12 protein-coding genes are annotated in these 17,906 nt (G+C 66.0%); 9 read left to right on the top strand and 3 right to left on the bottom strand.

Annotated features, from left to right (window positions below; all coding sequences use genetic code 11):
* The first annotated feature begins 43 nt into the window (after positions 1–43).
* A complete protein-coding gene (locus CH289_RS10705) occupies positions 44–1,630 on the top strand; it encodes a GMC oxidoreductase (RefSeq protein ID WP_170947621.1) in 1,587 nt (528 codons plus the stop codon).
* A gap of 19 nt (positions 1,631–1,649) precedes the next feature.
* Here CH289_RS10705 and CH289_RS10700 read toward each other — a convergent pair whose 3' ends face one another.
* On the bottom strand, positions 1,650–3,803 hold the full coding sequence (locus CH289_RS10700) for an HNH endonuclease signature motif containing protein (RefSeq protein WP_179276787.1): 2,154 nt from the start codon (positions 3,801–3,803) through the stop codon (positions 1,650–1,652).
* Between the two features lie 138 nt (positions 3,804–3,941).
* Here CH289_RS10700 and CH289_RS10695 point away from each other — a divergent pair, with 138 nt between their 5' ends.
* From CH289_RS10695 to CH289_RS10670, 6 genes are all read left to right on the top strand, one after another.
* Complete coding sequence (locus CH289_RS10695; protein WP_094727877.1) at positions 3,942–6,743, top strand: AAA family ATPase; 2,802 nt, start codon at positions 3,942–3,944, stop codon at positions 6,741–6,743.
* Positions 6,744–6,861: 118 nt separating this feature from the next.
* A complete protein-coding gene (gene mdo, locus CH289_RS10690; protein ID WP_019663709.1) occupies positions 6,862–8,133 on the top strand; it encodes an NDMA-dependent methanol dehydrogenase in 1,272 nt (423 codons plus the stop codon).
* 18 nt (positions 8,134–8,151) lie between these two features.
* Positions 8,152–9,219 carry a MadB family AAA-type ATPase gene (locus CH289_RS10685; RefSeq protein ID WP_019663708.1) on the top strand — a complete coding sequence of 356 codons (1,068 nt, stop codon included), beginning with the start codon at positions 8,152–8,154 and terminating at the stop codon, positions 9,217–9,219.
* Positions 9,216–10,754 (top strand): MadC family VWA domain-containing protein, encoded by a 1,539-nt coding sequence (gene madC / locus CH289_RS10680; protein WP_019663707.1) that lies wholly within the window; start codon positions 9,216–9,218, stop codon positions 10,752–10,754. Before CH289_RS10685 ends, madC begins: the two co-directional genes overlap by 4 nt.
* Before the next feature lie 53 nt (positions 10,755–10,807).
* Positions 10,808–11,641 (top strand): NmrA/HSCARG family protein, encoded by an 834-nt coding sequence (locus CH289_RS10675; RefSeq protein WP_033189545.1) that lies wholly within the window; start codon positions 10,808–10,810, stop codon positions 11,639–11,641.
* 41 nt (positions 11,642–11,682) lie between these two features.
* The gene (locus tag CH289_RS10670; RefSeq protein ID WP_254924981.1) at positions 11,683–13,299 is read left to right on the top strand and encodes an MFS transporter; all 1,617 of its coding nucleotides are present in this window, start codon (positions 11,683–11,685) and stop codon (positions 13,297–13,299) included.
* On the opposite strand, the gene CH289_RS10665 is transcribed toward CH289_RS10670, so the two are convergent.
* Together CH289_RS10665 and CH289_RS10660 are read right to left on the bottom strand one after the other, a co-directional pair.
* Positions 13,266–14,150 carry a DUF5996 family protein gene (locus CH289_RS10665; protein ID WP_033189547.1) on the bottom strand — a complete coding sequence of 295 codons (885 nt, stop codon included), beginning with the start codon at positions 14,148–14,150 and terminating at the stop codon, positions 13,266–13,268. The genes CH289_RS10670 and CH289_RS10665 overlap by 34 nt on opposite strands.
* A gap of 69 nt (positions 14,151–14,219) precedes the next feature.
* Positions 14,220–15,479, bottom strand: coding sequence for an NADH:flavin oxidoreductase/NADH oxidase family protein (locus CH289_RS10660; RefSeq protein ID WP_033189246.1), 1,260 nt, complete (start codon positions 15,477–15,479; stop codon positions 14,220–14,222).
* Between the two features lie 90 nt (positions 15,480–15,569).
* Between CH289_RS10660 and CH289_RS10655 the strand changes: the two genes are divergently transcribed.
* A complete protein-coding gene (locus CH289_RS10655; RefSeq protein ID WP_249277112.1) occupies positions 15,570–16,145 on the top strand; it encodes a TetR/AcrR family transcriptional regulator in 576 nt (191 codons plus the stop codon).
* A 164-nt stretch (positions 16,146–16,309) separates the two neighbouring features.
* On the top strand, positions 16,310–17,881 hold the full coding sequence (locus CH289_RS10650; RefSeq protein WP_033189247.1) for an MFS transporter: 1,572 nt from the start codon (positions 16,310–16,312) through the stop codon (positions 17,879–17,881).
* Positions 17,882–17,906: the final 25 nt, after the last annotated feature.

Raw genomic sequence — 17,906 nt, 5'->3', positions numbered from 1 at the left:
GTGTGAAGGGGCTGTCGTTTCCGCCGGGGTGGGGGTGGGCTCGTTGCCGACTGTGAGTCGAAGAACGTTCTTGACCGGGGCGGGGGTCGCTGTTGCGGGCGCCGCACTGGGAGGTGGCCGGGCCGGTGCCCGCTCGAGGGTGAACCGGGTGCCTCTCGTTCGAGAGGACCACCGCGTCGTCGTCGTGGGGTCCGGATTCGGCGGCGGCGTCGCCTCGCTTCGATTGGCGGAGGCCGGTGTGCCGGTGACGGTGCTCGAGCGTGGAATGCGCTGGCCGACCGGCCCGAACGCCGAGACGTTCCCGCACGCGGCCAACCCGGACAAACGCATTCTGTGGCACAGGTCCAACCCGCAGCTCTTCGGGAGACCGGTCGCCTTCGATCCGTACGCCGGTCTCCTCGAGGCCGTCGTCGGAGACAACATGACGGCGCTGTGTGCGGCCGGCGTCGGAGGCGGGTCACTCGTCTACCAGGGAATGACACTGCAACCCGCGGAACACGTCTTCGACGCCAATTTCCCGGACGGCCTCGACTGGAAGACCCTCGACCGCGTGCACTACCCGCGCGTGGCACGCATGCTCGGGCTGGCCACCGCACCGGACGAACTGATCGACAGTCCCAACTACCAGGCAGCGCGAGTGTTCGCCCGGAACGCGGAGCGTGAGGGATTTCCGGTATCGAAGATTCCGATGCCGATCGACTGGAACTACGCCCTCGCAGAACTGCGCGGAGAAATGGCACCGTCCTACACCAACGGCGACGGCGCTCTCGGGGTGAACAACGGTGGCAAGAACTCGGTCGACGTCACCTACATCGCCGCGGCCGAGGCGACGGGACTCGTCACCGTGGAAGTCCTGCACGAGGTCAGGGACGTGGAGAGGGCGCCCGACGGCAGGTGGACCCTCTACGTCGACCGAACGGACCCGTCGGGTGTGGTGCTCGAGAACAAGATTCTGACGACCGACACGCTGGTGATGGCCGCGGGAAGCACCAACACCACCAAGTTGCTGCTGCGGGCGTCCGCGTCGGGGCGTATCCCCGACATGCCGGATGCTCTCGGCGAAGGATGGGGTACCAACGCAGACCGCATCTACGTGTGGACCGACATCGTGAACGGGTTCGGACCGCAGCAGGGAGGACCCGTCGTCTACGGGAGCTTGCAGTGGGACGATCCGAATGCTGCCTTCACGATCATCCAGGCGTCGTTCCCGCCGCTCGGACTGGACGGCCGAAGTACGACGATGGTCGGGTACGGCGTGAGCGAGGGACGCGGAAGATTCGTGTACGACAGTGCCGTCGACGATGCGGTACTGCGGTGGCCGTGGGAGGGTGACTCGGGTATTCAGTTGTCGAAGATCGGGCCGGCTGCACACCGGTTGGCCGGTCCGTCGGGTGTACTCACCGACACCAACGCCCTCGTGCCGACCACGTGGCATCCACTCGGCGGCGCCAACATGGGTTCGGTGTGCGATCTCGAAGGTCGTGTCCTCGGGCAGCGTGGACTGTACGTTCTCGACGGGGCGCTTCTCCCCGGCAATGCGGCCGCCTGCAACCCGTCGATGACCATCGCAGCCATCGCGGAACGCGCCCTCGACCGACTGGTCACCGAGGACGTCGGCACGATCATCTAGCGTCCCGAGCGCAGAGCTTTCAGAAGGGCGCCCGGTAGTTTCGTGTTTCTCGGGCTGCGATGACCGTTCGATGCTCGACGAACATGCGCCGAATGAACGTGGCATCCTCCCGGTCCTGGGTGTCGGTCATCCGCGCGATGTCGCCGAGCGAGGGTATGCGAATGGTGCCGTCGGCCATCGGAGAATTCATGTTGGCGACCTTCGACCACGTCGAATCGGTGACGGAGATGTGCATCTCCCACCATGTCGGCTCGTACAGTGCGTCGGAGGGCACCCGCTCCAGCGTCGCTGCAGCGTCTGCTCTGTCGGCGGACATGGGGTGCGCCGAGTCGTCCAGATCGCATGGGTCGACGACGTAGCCCATGCCGCTCTCTCGGTCCGAGTTCCATATCCACGATTCAGGCCGCATGCGGTGTTTCGATGTATGTCGGAACGTCGCAGGCACCACGACTGTCCCGAAGGTCGACGGTGTGATGTGGCGCAGGCCCGACGTCGACACCCAGTAGATCGCGTCGCCGGCCAATACCGCAGCGGTCCACAGCTTCAGTGTTTTCGCTTGATGGTGGTATTTGCACAGAGGCTGCAGGTTGGATCGAACGGTCCATCCGCCTGCGATGGGATCGTTGTGGTCGAACGGTACGACGTGGTCGATCTCGCACCGTTCGGACGGCACACTGCACCCAGGAAATGTGCACGTGCAGTGCGTAGCTCGCGTGAGTGCGACAAGCTCGGCCGACGGCCTGTACGTCAGCGCGCCAGGTGGCGGCTCGAGGAAACCGCCATGGCCGTCGGGGTGTACTCCGCGGGTCAACGATGAATCCTGCGCCGACGCGGACAGGAAGTCCTGTATGTACTTCGACAGATCGATGTCGCGGTGTCGGCCCTTCGACGACGTTGTTCTGTTGGCGGAAGCGGATTCCCGTGAAGGCAGCGGAGCTGCCGACCGGATCTTGCCACGGCGCAGCAGCCGCACAGCGCGCGGACCTTCCGACGCGCCGCCGCCCGAAGTTACCCGCGGTACAGGACCGGACGGAACATCAGGGTCGGACGGAACACCAGGGCCACCCGAGTCACCGGGGCCGTCGGTATCGCTGTCCCCGTCGTTGCCGTCGTTGCCGTCGTTGCCGTCGGTGTTGTGTTGCGGCGAGGCATCGTCGGACTCGACCCGGGCTTCGGCGGTGCGATCGGTTGCAGCGGTCGCGTGGTGCGCGGCGTCGAGAAGTTCGGTCAGCAGGATCTGCCACTCGGCACTGCCGGCGATGTGTCGTGCGATTTCAGGGTCGAGAACGGTTCCGTCTCCGAGGGTCGCGGGTTCGTTGGTCAGCCCCAGCAGTGTCTTGATGTCGATCATGATCTGGAGCAGGTGGGGGCGACGATCCTTGTGGACTCGCTCGGTGCTGCGGACAGGGCACTCTGCTCGACCGCAGGTGCAGAGGATGTAGTCCTCGCGGTGGAAGAGAGCCAGCAGTGCGAATCCTCGGAGCTGCTTCTTGGTCCGCGGATCACGGGAGCACACTGTCCCGATCGATTCTTCCAGAACTGAGTTGCATTCCGCGCCTTCGAGAGTGGACATCCTGGCAATGAGGGTGGCCGTACCGTCATCGCCTCGCTTCACCTCGGCGCAGCGCTCCTCGGATTCGGTTGCTTTCTGAGCGGCGGAGGCTTCGGCGGCGTCGTGCTCGAACCAGGCTCGCCAGATGTTCTCCTCGAGTGCTCTGGTGTTCATGCGCAGCGCGGCCGACAGTATGGACTCCTCCAACGCCGCGACCGTGGTGTCGCTTGCCTTCTCCAAGGTGAGTGCGATTGCCCGGGCGCGTGGGTAGTCCAAGTCGCCCTCGCCGAAGGCTGCGGAGACCCGAGGTAGGCGCCACGCGAGTTGCGCACCGACGGTCAACAGGTCACGCGTCATCATGCGGGAGAGGGACAATGCGACGGCGGCCTCGCATTCGACCGTGCGCCTGGCCAACGCGATGTCGGCTTCGTCCTCTCCTGAGTGATGTACGTCCATCTCCGTTGCGAATCTGAGTTCGGTCAAGTCGTGTACCGAACGGACCACCGCGGCAGCGCACCTGTTCTCGGCCCGGCGGGCATCTGCAAGCGAGGACAGCGCCGTCGCCGCAGCTGCATCGGCAGCTGCGCGAACCTCTCTGGTCGTGCCCCCCTGCATTCCCATGCCCCAAGTGTAATCGAACATATGTTCGAACACAACGGGTATGCGCCGCCGTGGGTGGCTATGCGAACGTCGTACGACAGGCGCGGCGGTGTCACAATGTGAACGACAGATTGTTGCTACAACTACGGGCGGTGCTCGATGACTGCGGAACACCCGCTCGCCGGGGCGCTGGTCGGGCGAGACGCGCTGGCTGCGTCGATCACTCGCATGGTGACGGATCCCGGCGCGGGTGATCGGATGTTCTGGCTGCTGGGGGAGGCCGGGATCGGGAAGAGCACTCTTCTCCGGCATGCGCGTGCCGTCGCCGAGGACGCCGGTGTTCGAGTGCTGCAGGCGTCGGGCGTGGACGCCGAGACGCAGCAGATGTTCTCCGGACTTCAGCAGTTGTTGTGGCCGGTCATGGCGTTCGTCGACCGTCTACCCGAGGCGGTTCGAACCCCACTCGACGAGATGCTGGGCCGTGCGCCGTTGCCCGCGATGGTCGACATGTACGCCTGCAGGCACGCGGTACTCCACCTCCTGGAAGTGCTCGCCGAGGAGTCACCTCTCGTCCTGCTTCTCGACGACGCGCACCTCCTCGACCGGGATTCGCTCGACATCGTCGTGTACGCGGTCAGGCGGGTGGCCGGGCCGATGACCACATTGTGCAGTGCGCGGGGGCACCGGATTCCCGACGGCGTCGATCCCGGTGTCGCGGCAGCCGAGGTTCCGAACCTCACCGCCGCCGAGTCGGCTGCGCTGTTGGACCGTCAGCCCACGACGCCGTCTCGCTCCGCGCGGCTCGAGATCATCCGTCAGGCCGAGGGAAATCCTCTCGCGATCATCGAGTTCAGCCGTGCCGTCGTCCGGTCGGGCGTCGACCTGTCGGCCGGTACCAGCGACGACCGGGTTCGGCGGGTGCAGTCGCTGTTCTCCCTTCGGATTGCCGATCTGACACCGCCGACGCGAAAGTTGTTGCTCTACGCGGCGTCCGGATCCGGATACGAATCCTTGGACGTCATCACCGCGGCTGCAGGGTTCGGCAGTGATCTGTCGGTGTGGAGGGAAGCGGAACACTCCGGTCTCGTCGTGATCGACGGCCGCGCCGTACATTTCACGCACCCGCTGGTGCGCGCCGCAGCCTATTCCGGTTGCAGTGTGGATCAGCGCCGCGCCGCACACGAGGATTTCGCGGCTCGATTGGTCGACGATCCGCCGTGCCGAGCGTGGCACCGTGCTGCGGCCGCGGACGGCCTGGACGAATCGGTGGCCGCGGAACTGGAAGGCGCCGCCGAGCTGTCCCACCGCCGAGGAGGATTCTTCGAGGTGGCACGTGCGTTGGAACGGGCTGCGCAGATCTCTCCGGCCCCGGACAAAGCGGCATTGCGATACGCCAGTGCCGCGCACGCCGCCTACATGGCGGGCGATCCGCAGTGGGGACTGTCGTTGGCCGCTCAGGTTCGCCGAGCAACGGTCTCGCCCGAGATTCGGAGTGCCGCAGCGCTTCCGACCGCGTCGATTCTGTTGCAGACCGCCAAACCGGACGAAGCGTTCGACGTGGTGCGCCGCACGTTCGCGGAGTACACGCCGACGGACGAAAGTCTGGTCCTGGCACTGCTGTTCACCGCACTCGGTGCTGCTCATTTCAGCGGTGGCGAGTGGCGCAGAACAGCGCTGGCCCGTCTCGCCGAGGCGATTCCCGCACCGAGCGCCCCTGGTGAGCTTTCCTCGGAAGGACGCGACCTTCTGTCGCCGATGCCGGACGCGGCGAAAGAAGCAGTGCGGCAGCTGATTGCCGAGTACTCGACGAGCACCCTCGGAGCGGAGGCCCACGAAACCCTGGACGAGACCTCGTCGATCGCGGCGAAGATCTCGTATCTGCTGGCGGAAGGGACGAGGGCGTACCTCAGCGAGAACAGTGTCGACGCCCTGTCCTACTTCGGACGCGGCATCGAATCTCTGCGTGAAGTAGGAAGTCTCGGTGCCGGCGCGATGGGAATGGCTGCGTTCCTCGGTGCCCTGATCGACACCGGCCGGTGGAGCGAGGTGGACAAAGCTGCCGACGAGGCGTCCGAGGTGGCGGCAGTGGGCAGGATGGCACTCGTCGACGCCAGCGTGGAAATCCACCGCGGGACGATCGAATCGCACCGCGGCAACCTGGACGTCGCGAAAGGACACCTCGCGCGGGCGGCGACGCTGTTCGAGCCGAGGGCGAACGGTGCGCTGACGGTCGATCTGACGCGGGCCCGTTCGTTCCTCGCCTGTGTGAACGGTGATTTCGCGGGTGCGTACGAGCGTTTGCGCAGTGTGTTCGAGGACGACGGCACGCCGGTGCACAGTATTCAATCGGTGCTGGGAATCGCGGACCTGGCGTGGGCGGGTGCCCGAAGCGGGCAGCAGGCGTCGGCCAGGCGGTTCGTGACGGCCATCGGGCGTGCGATCGGGTCGAAGCCACCGGCAAGAATCAGGTTGCTCCGGCACTTGGCCGCCGCGCTGGTGAGCGAAACCACTCGCGGTGCCGAACGTCATTACCGGACGGCAGTTCTCGATCCGGACGGTCATCGGTGGCCGGTCGAGCGTGCACGCGCTCAGCTCCACTACGGGGAATGGCTGCGCCGCAACCGCCGTCCGACCGAGGCCAGGCCGCACCTGGCAGCGGCGTTGGATACTTTCGAGTCCGTCGGCGCGCGGACGTTCGCGGACATCGCCCGGGCGGAACTGCGGGCAGCCGGGGGATCTCGCGGATCGACGCCGACGGCGACGGACGGGTGGGCGTCACTGACGGCTCAGGAACAGCACATCGCGACTCTCGCCGCGGAAGGGTTGACGAACCGTCAGATCGGCGAGCAGCTGCACCTGTCACCACGGACGATCGGCTCGCACCTATATCACGTGTATCCGAAGCTCGGAGTCAGCAAGCGTCACGAACTGCGGGGGATGATCGACCGGGCAGCACCGTGACCTGACCGATCGGGTAGTTCGGTTCAGCGGACGGGTGGTTCGGGGTGAAATCCCTTGTCGCCGATCACGTCGAACCCTCAGAGTGAGCGTAGTCACACCGACTCACCAGGAGGATCCGATGGCAATCGAGCTCAACCAGATCTGGGATTTCCCGATCAAGGAATTCCACCCCTTCCCACGCGCACTTCTCGGAGTGGGCGCACACGACATCATCGGCGTCGAGGCGAAGAACCTCGGATTCAAGCGCTCGTTGCTCGTCACCACCGGCCTCCGCGGTTCGGGGATCATCGAGGAACTCATCGGCAAGATCGAGTACCAGGGTGTCGAGGTCGTCCTGTACGACAAGGTCGAGTCGAACCCCAAGGACTACAACGTCATGGACGCTGCTGCCCTCTACCAGAAGGAGAAGTGCGACAGCATCATCTCCGTCGGTGGTGGCTCGAGCCACGACGCAGCCAAGGGCGCTCGCATCGTGATCGCTCACGACGGACGCAACATCAACGAGTTCGAGGGCTTCGCCAAATCCACCAACAAGGAGAACCCTCCTCACATCGCGGTATCCACCACCGCCGGAACCGGTTCGGAGACGTCCTGGGCGTACGTGATCACCGACACGTCGGACATGGACAACCCGCACAAGTGGGTCGCGTTCGACGAGGCATCGATCGTCACCGTCGCCATCGACGATCCGCTGCTGTACTACACCTGCCCGCAGCACTTCACCGCCTACTGCGGGTTCGACGTGTTGGCCCACGGCAGTGAGCCTTTCGTCTCCCGGTTGGACTTCGCGCCGTCTCTCGGCAACGCTCTGTACTCGGTGGAACTCGTGGCCAAGAACCTCCGCGAGGCCGTGTACGAACCGCGCAACCTGAAGGCCCGCGAGGGAATGATGAACGCGCAGTACATCGCCGGACAGGCGTTCAACTCCGGTGGTCTGGGCATCGTGCACTCCATCTCGCACGCGGTCAGTGCCTACTTCGACTCGCACCACGGCCTGAACAACGCCATCGCCCTGCCCCGTGTGTGGGAGTACAACCTGCCCTCGCGGTACGAGCGTTACGCACAGATGGCAGGCGCTCTCGGCGTGGACACCCGCAACCTGACGACGGTGCAGGCGGCCGACGCTGCCGTGGAAGCCGCGATTCGCCTCGCGAAAGACGTCGGCATTCCCGACAACTTCGGTGAGGTCAACACCAGGCTCTACGACAAGAACCGCATGAACACCGGCAAGTACACCGGACGCGGCGAGGTCATCCCCGGCGACGAGAAGACGGTGCTCAAGATTTCCGAGCACATCCAGGGAGACTGGTGCACCCCCGGCAACCCCCGCGAGGTCACCGTCGACTCCATGATCCCCGTCGTCGATCACGCCATCAACAAGGCTTACTGAGCGCAGGAGAGAACCACCATGACATCGGCCGGCCTGGAGGCATGCAGTGAACCGATCTTCTCGACCAGTGCGGACACCGTCCGTGACGGTCTTCGCGAAACGGGATACATCTCGGGTGACGATCTCGCCGTCGTAGTCCATCTCGCGATCGCCCTGGATCGACCACTGCTGCTCGAAGGGCCGGCCGGTGTCGGCAAGACCGAACTGGCCAAAGCGCTCGCCGTCGCAGGCGGGCGCAGGCTGGTGCGGTTGCAGTGCTACGAGGGACTGGACGACAATCGCGCCCTCTACGAATGGGACTACGCCAAACAGCTTCTGCACGTACAGATGCTGCGCGATCGCATCGGCTCCGAACTCGCGGCAGTCGAGAGCACCGCGGAAGCGTCGCAGATACTGGCGGACACGGATTTCGGGCTGTACTCCGAGAAGTTCCTTGCGGTGCGGCCACTCCTCGACGCCATCCTGTCCGAGGAACCCGTCGTACTTCTCATCGACGAGGTCGACCGGACCGAGGAGTCCATGGAGGCGATGCTCCTCGAGATCCTCGCCGAGAAGCAGATCACCATCCCGGAGGTCGGAACCTTCGCGGCGAGGACCGACCCGTGGGTCATCCTCACCTCCAACGACACTCGCGAACTGTCCGCCGCGTTGAAACGTCGCTGCCTGCACTTCTCCGTCGGCTACCCGACGCCCGAACGGGAACGTGAGATCGTGTCCTCCCGGGCCCCCGAAGTGGAGGACGCCACCGTCGCCGACGTCGTCGAACTCGCCAGGTCCCTGAGGGAACTCCCGCTGCGCAAGAGTCCATCGGTCTCCGAGGTCATCGATGCAGCCCGCGCCGCGATGATCCTGAAGGATCACGACACCGAACGCACGCGAGAGATCCTGCTGGCAGCTCTTCTCAAGTACGGAAGCGACGTCGAGCTGGTTCGTGGTCGAGCGCAGACACCGGAACCCGAGACAGCCGACGAGCCGCGCGCGAGCGTCGCCTCCCGGCCGCCCAACACCACCACCGCGGCCTTCCGAGGTACCGGCGGCCGCGACCCGCGCTCGACCGGCAGTGGGTTCGGAATCAGAAAGAAGTGAGTGCCGTGTCCGGTCTCGCTCCTCGAAGTACACCGGCGTACGTACTCGACGTCGTCGCGGCGGTGTTCGGCCGCCTGCTGCGTCGGCACGGCGTGTCGGCGTCGCCCGCCGAAGTGATCGAAGTGCGACGGGTTCTCGGTCTCGTCGGTGCCGGTGACCTGAGGACCCTCGAGTCCGCGTTGCGTGCGACGTGCGCCAAGTACAGTTACGAGCAGGACGGATTCGACGCCGCCTTCGACCGGCTGTTCCACCCCCGGCCGGTTGCCGTTCTGGACGAGCATCGGCCGACGCGTGATTCGGGTGCCGACGGGGCGCCTACTACCCTCGAGATCTCGAACGACGACAAGGACACCGGCCGCTACGCGGACTACAACGAGAATGCAGCCGAAGTCGGTGACTTCTTCGACACTCCCGAGGCGGACAAAGGATTCAACCCGCACAAGGACGACGACGACCTGTCCATCACCGGTGCGGACTCCAACCTGGCCGTCGACACCGAGAACGACAGCGGCAGAAGGGGCGTGTCGTTCACCGTGGACGTCGACCGCGCCGACTCCGCGACCGTCGGCGACCTGTCGTCGGCGCAGGCGATGATCTCGCAGGGGACGCTGACATGGGACGACCCGGAGGGCATTCTCCGTTGGCTCGACGCCTACGACCCCCACTCGCTCTACGGTGACCAGGGTGACGGAGAACCGTTGACCGCGGCGCAACTCGAGAAGTTGGTCGACGCGGTGGAAGCGTTCGTCGACGCGATCTCCGGCCAGGATCGCGCCGGTACCTCACGCGATACGGCGACGGCGTCCGACTCGCCCGATTCCGACATCCCGTCGCGCGCCGACGTGAACGATGCATGCCGAGAAGTGCTGCGCCGCATGCGCGGTACACCGCGGCCTCGGCCGCGCGAAGCCACGAACGGGCGACTGAACATGCGTCGGACGGTCCGGGCGAGCATGAGAACCGACGGGGTTCCTTTCCATCTGATGGTGGACAAGCCTGTGCCGGAACGGGTTCGACTCCTCGTTCTCGCCGACGTCTCGTTGTCGGTGCGCCCGATCACCGCGTTCACTCTGCGGCTCGCGCAGGCGATGCGGCATCGGACCAGCAGGTGCACGGTCCTCGCCTTCGTGGACAACCCGGTCGACGTGACGGACCTGCTGGCGCGCAGTACCGGTGACGACGCGCTCGCATCGGTTCTGGCAGCACCCGAGCTGGATCTGGAGGCGAGCAGCGATTACGGACGCACGCTCGAGGAACTGCTGACGACGCACGGCTCCAAGGTCACCTCGCGCACCTCGGTCCTGATCGTCGGCGACGGCCGGTGCAACGGTCTGCCACCGCGGGTGGACAAATTGGAGGAACTGGCCAGGAAGGTGCATCGCCTGGCCTGGGTGACACCCGAGCACGAGCGGTACTGGTCGCAGGCCTCGTGCGCCATGAGCGAGTACGCTGAGGTGTGCAACGGCGTCGTGACGGCCAGGGATGCGCGTCAGTTGATCGAGAGAGCGCCCGATTTGGGTAATGCTCTGCGCTGAGTTCAGTCGCACGACTGATGACCGAACTGCACGGGCACGGCAGTGTGACGAGTATGAGCAAGCCTTGTGCAGTCGTGGGAGCAACCGGAGGTCAGGGAGGGGCTGTCGTGGACGCCCTTCTGGAACGGGGCATTCCGGTCCGAGCTCTGGTACGGCGAGTGTCCGCCCGCACCGACGCACTCCAGCAGCGGGGTGTGGAGATCAGGAAAGCGGACATCACCGATCGGTCCGCGACAACCGACGCGTTCACCGGTGTGGCCGGCGTGTTCGCGATGACCACTCCGTTCGAGGACGGACCGGAGGCGGAGATCGCCCAGGGGCAGGCACTCGTCGACGCACTGGTGGCCGCGAACGTTCCCCACGTCGTGTTCTCGTCCGTTGCCGACGCGGATCGATCCACGGGAATACCGCACTTCGAGACGAAGGCCAGGACGGAAGCGATTCTGCGAGCGTCCACCGTGCCGTTCACCATCGTCGGCCCCACCTACTTCTACGACAACATGCTCGGCGGCATCGAGGACGTTCGACGTGGACGACTCGACTTACCGCTACCGGTGGACACCCCGTTGCAGCAGATGTCCCGCCGCGATCTCGGTCGATTCGTCGCGCTCGTGTTGTCCGATCCGTCCCGATTCCTCGGCGCCCGAATCGATCTGGCATCCGACGATCCGACCCCCGCCCAGATGGCCGCTGCGCTCGGGGCGGCCCTCGGCACCACCGTCACCGCGCACTCGTACGACGCCGCCGCGATCTCGTCGCCGGACATGCGCGCGATGTTCCAGTTCCTGACCGATACCGGGTACGACGCGAACATCGACGGTCTGCGCCGCAAGTACCCGGAGATCGGGTGGCAGAGGTTCACGGACTGGTTGGCGGAACTGGGGTGACTGGGGTGACTGGGGCGACTGGGGCGACTGGGGAGACGGCCGTGTCCGCACCCGAGAGTTCCGCGTGGGCGCCGCTGCGAAATTCTCTGTATCGCATGCTGTTTCTCGCTCAGCTCGTGTCCAACATCGGCGGTTGGATGCAGACCGTCGGGGCGCAGTGGTTCCTCGTCGAACGGAGCGCGTCTACGACGGTGATCGCCTCGGTGCAGACCGCGAGCCTCGCCCCGACGTTGCTGCTGGCGCTGTTCGCGGGAGTCCTCGCCGACGCACTGGATCGTCGGATCCTGCTTCTCGTGATCGGCGTCGCGTCGAGTGTCACGGCCGGGGTTCTCACGGTCCTGGCCTGGACGGACGCGCTGACGCCGATCGGTCTGCTGGCGTCGACCTTCGTCCTCGGGTGTTGGACGTCGCTGTCGGCTCCGGCGTGGCAGGCGATCCAGCCTGAATTGGTTCCGCGGGATCAGATTCCAGCCGCGTCCGCACTGGGAAGTGTCACCGTGAATGCAGCTCGCGCCATCGGTCCGGCTGTCGCAGGCGTTCTCGTCGCGTTCGCCGGGCCGACGTTCGTCTTCGGTCTCAACGCGCTGTCGTTCCTGGCCGTCGTCGGAGCGCTGCTCGGGTGGAAGCGTCCCCGCACGGACACGTCCGGCCGGGAGCGACTCGGAGAGTCACTGCTGACCGGCCTTCGGTACGTCCGCTCCGGCCCGATAATCCGACGGATCATCGTCCGCTCGGCACTGTTCGCCTTTCCCGCGTCGGCTCTGTGGGCGCTCCTTCCGTCCATCGCGGCGTCCGTTCTGGACCTGGGCGCAATGGGATACGGCGCACTGCTCGGCGTGCTGGGCGTCGGGGCGGTGGCAGGCGTCGCCCTGACACCTGCGCTGCGAGCCCGGTGGTCCGCCAACACCCTTCTCGTCGTGTCGGCTCTGGCGTACGGCGCGGGAACCGCCGCCCTCGTGTGGTTGCCGATGTGGGTGGTGATCCCGGGTCTCGTGCTGGCCGGTATCGCGTGGATCACGACGCTGACCGCACTGAACGCGGCCATCCAGCTGTCGGTCGCGCATTGGGTCCGCGCTCGGGCGATGTCGGTCTATCTGTTGGTGTTCATGGGATCGCAGGCCGCCGGATCCCTGGTCTGGGGGTGGGTGGCGTCGACCATCGGTCTCGTCGACGCCGCGCTGGTGGCGACGGCACTGCTCGTGATCGTCGCCGCCAGCGTGGCCCTGCTGCCGCTGCTGCCGGACACCGGAACCCTCGATCGGACCGTGTCCAGCGCCTGGCCGACACCGACGGTGGTGTTCGAACCGGAACCGGACGACGGACCAGTGCAGATCACGGTGTCCTACACGGTCGAGGACTCCGAACGGGACGCGTTCACCGCAGCCATGGCAGGAGTCGGGCGTTCACGTCGACGCACCGGAGCGTTCTCCTGGCGCTTGTATCGCAGCCTCGACAACCCGGAGCTGATTCTCGAACAGTTCCGCGTGCCGTCGTGGTCGCAGTACCGACGCCAGCGCGACGAACGCTGGACCGGCTCCGACCACGAGGTCATCGCGGCGGCGCTCACCCACGTTCTCGGCGGAGCACCGGCAGGCGAAACCCACGCGGTCTGCCTTTCACCCCGTCACCAACCGGCGGTCTCCACGGCAGCGCAATGAGTCTGCTCGAGGAACCGGCGCACCGTGGCCGCGGGGTCGTCCGACTGGCGAACGAGGTGGTACGGCAGGACGTACTCCCCGAGTGCGGAGTCCCAGTGCGCCGGCGCCTCGACGGCAGGGTGGGTGTCGTACCCGTCGGGATGGGGGTAGGCGTAGGCGTAGAAGACGCCTTCCTCCGCCCCACCCGGCCAGTACCCGGCGCTGGAGACCTCGTCGCTGTACGCCTCGTGCATCACCCAGTCCGGGCAGTTGGGGATACCGCCGGGATGAGTGGGCGCTGGTCGGCCGGAGAATCGCGTGACCGCCAGGTCGAACGCACCCCAGAAGAAATGAACTGGGCTCGACTTGCCGCGGAAATCGGCCCGGAACGCGGAGAACACCGAGTGCGCGCTGACGAGCGAACGCCAGAACGCCGACACCGCCTCCGCGTCGTAGGAACCGTGCACGGTGTCCTCGGCGAACGGCGTCGCGTCGGGCAACTCCACCGGCGTTCCGACGATGTCGACGTCGATGCTCAACGCGTCGAGGTGCGCGGTGTACTCGGAGTAGAAGTCCGCGACGGTGCGCGGTTCCAGCTTCATGCGGCGCGTGCGGCCGTCGGTGACCTCGAAGATCAGGTCGTGAGCGAGGAAGTCGAACCTGATCTCGAGCCCTCGATCGCCGACGGGCATCAGCGACGTCGTCAGGCCGCGGGCGTCGACGTACAGGGGCACACCCCACCAATGATTGACGGCCGGGCCGAGCGCCATCCGCGTCTTACCGACGATCTGGGTCCAGAGCTGAACGGTGTCGCGGGTCTCGATCCACGAGTCCACCGGAAGTGACGGCCATGCGTCGTATTCGGGTTGCATGGCCATATCGTCCTGCACTTCGACGCGACAAACATCAGTACGTCGACTGACTACTCGCGATTCACCCCGCTACCGGCTTCCGCTGCGCCTGCTGCGGAAGGCGTCGAGCCCGTTGCGCTGCAGAGTCCGCACCGCGGTGCGCCACACGGATCGGTTCGGATCCGGTTCGGATCCTGCGCCGATCAGGTGCAGCTGGTCGGTGTGCCATTGCAGGTCCAGGGCGCCGTCGAGTGGTTTGGCGTACTTGCGCGGCAACCCGAGGCCGATTGCCGGCGACACAACGCTGTCGGCGCCGTCTCGGAGCAGCGCGTTGCCTGCGTCGGGTGTGACAGCGGCGGGCCGCCCGAGACCGACGACGTCGCATTCTCCCGACGCCACGGCAGCGCCCATCGCCGACCGCGTGCGGAAACCGCCGGTGACCGCAAGCGGAACGTCGCCCGCGGCAGCGCGGACCTCGCGAGCGTAATCCAGGAAATACGCCTCACGCCGACGCGTACTCTCGGCCACCGACCGGCCCATCATCGCGGGCGACTCGTAGGTTCCACCGCTGATCTCGATCAGATCGATGTGTTCGTCGGCCAGATGTTCGACGACGAGACGTGACTCTTCCTCACCGAATCCGCCCCGCTGGAAGTCCGCCGAGTTGAGCTTGATGCCGACGGCGAAGCCGGGGGACACGGCTGTGCGGATGGCGCGGACCACCTCGAGTACGAACCGCATGCGGTTGTCGAGACTGCCACCCCATCGGTCGTCACGTCGGTTGGCCGACGGTGAGAGGAACTGCGAGACGAGGTAGCCGTGTGCCCCGTGGATCTGGACGCCGTCGAATCCGGCGGACTCGGCGACGAGTGCTGCGGTCGCGAATCGCTCGACGATGCCACGAATCTCGTACTCCGTCATGGCGCGCGGCGCCGGGATGCCGGGGATGCCGGGGGCGATCGCCGACGGGGCGATCGGCTTGGACCGGGTTGCCATCGGATTGGCCTGGCGGCCGGGGTGATTGAGTTGCATCCAGATCGGGGAGCCGCCGTCGCGGGCGGACTTGGCCCACCGGGTCAGGCCGTCGAGGTCGCGGTCGTCCTCGATCACCACGTTCCCGGGTTCACCGATGTGGTGACGGTCGACCATGACGTTGCCGGTGAGAACGAGACCGTAACCGCCCGCGCCCCAGCGCGTGTACAGGCGTTCGAGGCGAACGTCGGGGCTGTGGGTCCTGGTGCCGAGGCCCTCGCTCAACGCGGCTTTCATGAGGCGGTTCGGCAGCACCTGGCCGCACGCCAACGTCAGCGGTGCCGCGAGCGTGGTGACAGGATCGACCTCGGTGGTCATGGTGGCCTCTCGTCGTCGACGTTATGCTGTGGTGCATACCCGACGTCACCGTATGTGTGACGATCGGTAACGTCAAGAGGGGTAGGTCGCGTGAGTCGGAGTACAGCCCGTGAGGACATGTTGCGCAGCGCGGCCTTGCTGTTCAGGGAACGCGGCGTCGAGGCAACGTCGCTCGCGGACGTCATCGAGCATGCAGGCGCGCCCCGCGGGTCCATCTACCACCACTTCCCCCGGGGAAAGCCGCAGCTGGTCGAGGAGGCGACGCGGACCGCGGGTGCGCTGATGGGGTCGATGATCTCGCGTGGCCTCGCGGCCGAGGGGCCCGCCGCGACGCTCAGAGCCATCATCGGCGGCTTCCGGCAGCAGTTGGAGGCCACCGACTACACCGCCGGATGTCCGGTGGCGCCGGCTGCCCTGGAGGGTATGAACTCTCCCGCAGCCCTCGTCGCCGCAGGCGAGTCGTTCGCGTCCTGGGAGGACACGATAGCCGCGTCGCTGTGGCAGCGCGGTCTGTCGCAGGAGCGTTCGCGCGGTCTCGCCACGATGGCGATCGCGTCGTTCGAGGGTGCCTTGATCATCGCGAAAGCCCAGCGCAGCACCGCTGCACTGGACCGGGTCGAGGTCGAACTTCTCGCCTGGCTGGAGGCTGCGCTCGACGCGTCCTGACGCCGACACTGTTGCTATTACTCCGAGTTACAGTTACCTTCCGATGGTCGCTATGTAGCGCGTCATAGCCGAGGCACGTTCGGTAGCCCGCGGCATGACCAGTCGGGAAGGATCCGCCCGTGGTTCGAACATCTCAGCACCGATCGCTCGCATCCCCTGTTTCGATGTCGACAGCCAGGCAACGCTGGATCGCGCTTGTCGTCATCTGTACCGCCGAACTGCTCGTCGTACTCGACAACACCGTCGTCAACGTCGCGCTCCCGTCGATGGGCCTGCAACTGAGGTCCAGCATCAGCGGCCTGCAATGGGTCGTCGACGCCTACACGCTGACCTTCGCCGGACTCCTGCTCGCGTTCGGCCATCTGGGGGATCGCTACGGGCGGAAGAAAGTCATGATCGTCGGCCTCGCCGGAATCGCAGTGATGTCGATCGGCGGCGCGCTTGCAGCGAACCTCGGGCAGGTGATCGCAGCCCGCGCGCTGATGGGAATCTGTGCCGCAGCCGTGTTTCCGGCAACCCTCGCGCTGATCATCAACATCTTCTCCGACGCCAGGGAACGCGCACTCGCCATCGCTGCGTGGACCGCGATGGCAGGTTTCGCCATCGCGATCGGACCCACCGCGGGAGGCTTTCTGCTGGAACACTTCTCGTGGCACTCCGTGTTCTGGATCAACGTGCCCGTGGCCGCGGTGGTGCTGGCTGCGGCATGGAGATTCGTGCCGGAGTCCAAGGCGTCGCACATCGGTCGGTTCGATCCGGTCGGCATCGCTCTGTCCCTGGTCGGCATCACCGTACTGGTGTGGGCCATCATCGAAGCCCCGCATCAGGGTTGGTTGTCCGGAATCAGTGTTGCGGCCTACCTGCTCGGTGTCGTCTGCCTCGCGGTCTTCGTGTGGTGGGAACTACGCACCCCCTCGCCCGTACTCGACATGGCGCTGTTCCGGATCCGCCGATTCTCGCTGCCTGCCTTGGCCATCGCCGTCGCCTACTTCTCGATGTTCGGGTTCCTGTTCATGATCACCCAGTACTTCCAGGGTGTGATGGAACTCAGCCCACTCCAATTCGGCATCCACTCGCTACCGTTCGCGGTGTCCATCGCCATCGGCGCGCCACTGGCCACCTTGATCGCACAGCGCGTCGGTACCACGGCGGTGATCGTCTTCGGACTCGTCGTGATGAGCGTCGGCATGTTCATCGCGGGACAGGTGAAGGTCGAAACCCCCTACCTCGGACCGGTGTTGATCTCGATGGTGCTGATGGGATTGGGACTGGCCATCGTTCAGGGGCCGGCAACGGAATCCATCATGTCCTCGGTCTCGCTCGACGAGGCAGGGGCAGGCTCGGCCGTCAACGACACCACCCGCGAAGTCGGCGGAACGCTCGGAGTCGCGGTGCTGGGGTCGATCGTCGCGTCCATCTACACCACGAAGGTGGGACCTCGAATCGACGCGATCCCCGACGCCCTCATGGAGCCCTACCAGAAGGCGTTCGCCCGGGAGACCGTCGTCAGCGTCATCGAGATCGTCAAGGCGCCGACCAATTCCGTCTTCGCCACGCAGAAGGCGGACTTGGTGTACGCGATGAAAGCCGCCTCGCTGGAAGGATTTCAGCTCGCGTCGTACGTCACCGTCGGGTCGGCACTGGCCTGCGCCCTCGCCGTGGCCGTGTTCCTCCCGTGGGCGCGTCAGTCCGGAACCGGTGTGCTCTTGGCCTGGCGAAACACCGACTCGCGCTGACTTCGCCCGCGTGCGGTGCCGCACG

It is taken from the genome of Rhodococcus sp. RS1C4 (genome assembly GCF_002258225.1).
Lineage (GTDB): Bacteria > Actinomycetota > Actinomycetes > Mycobacteriales > Mycobacteriaceae > Rhodococcoides > Rhodococcoides fascians_E.
This window is presented reverse-complemented; position numbering and strand designations above follow the sequence as displayed.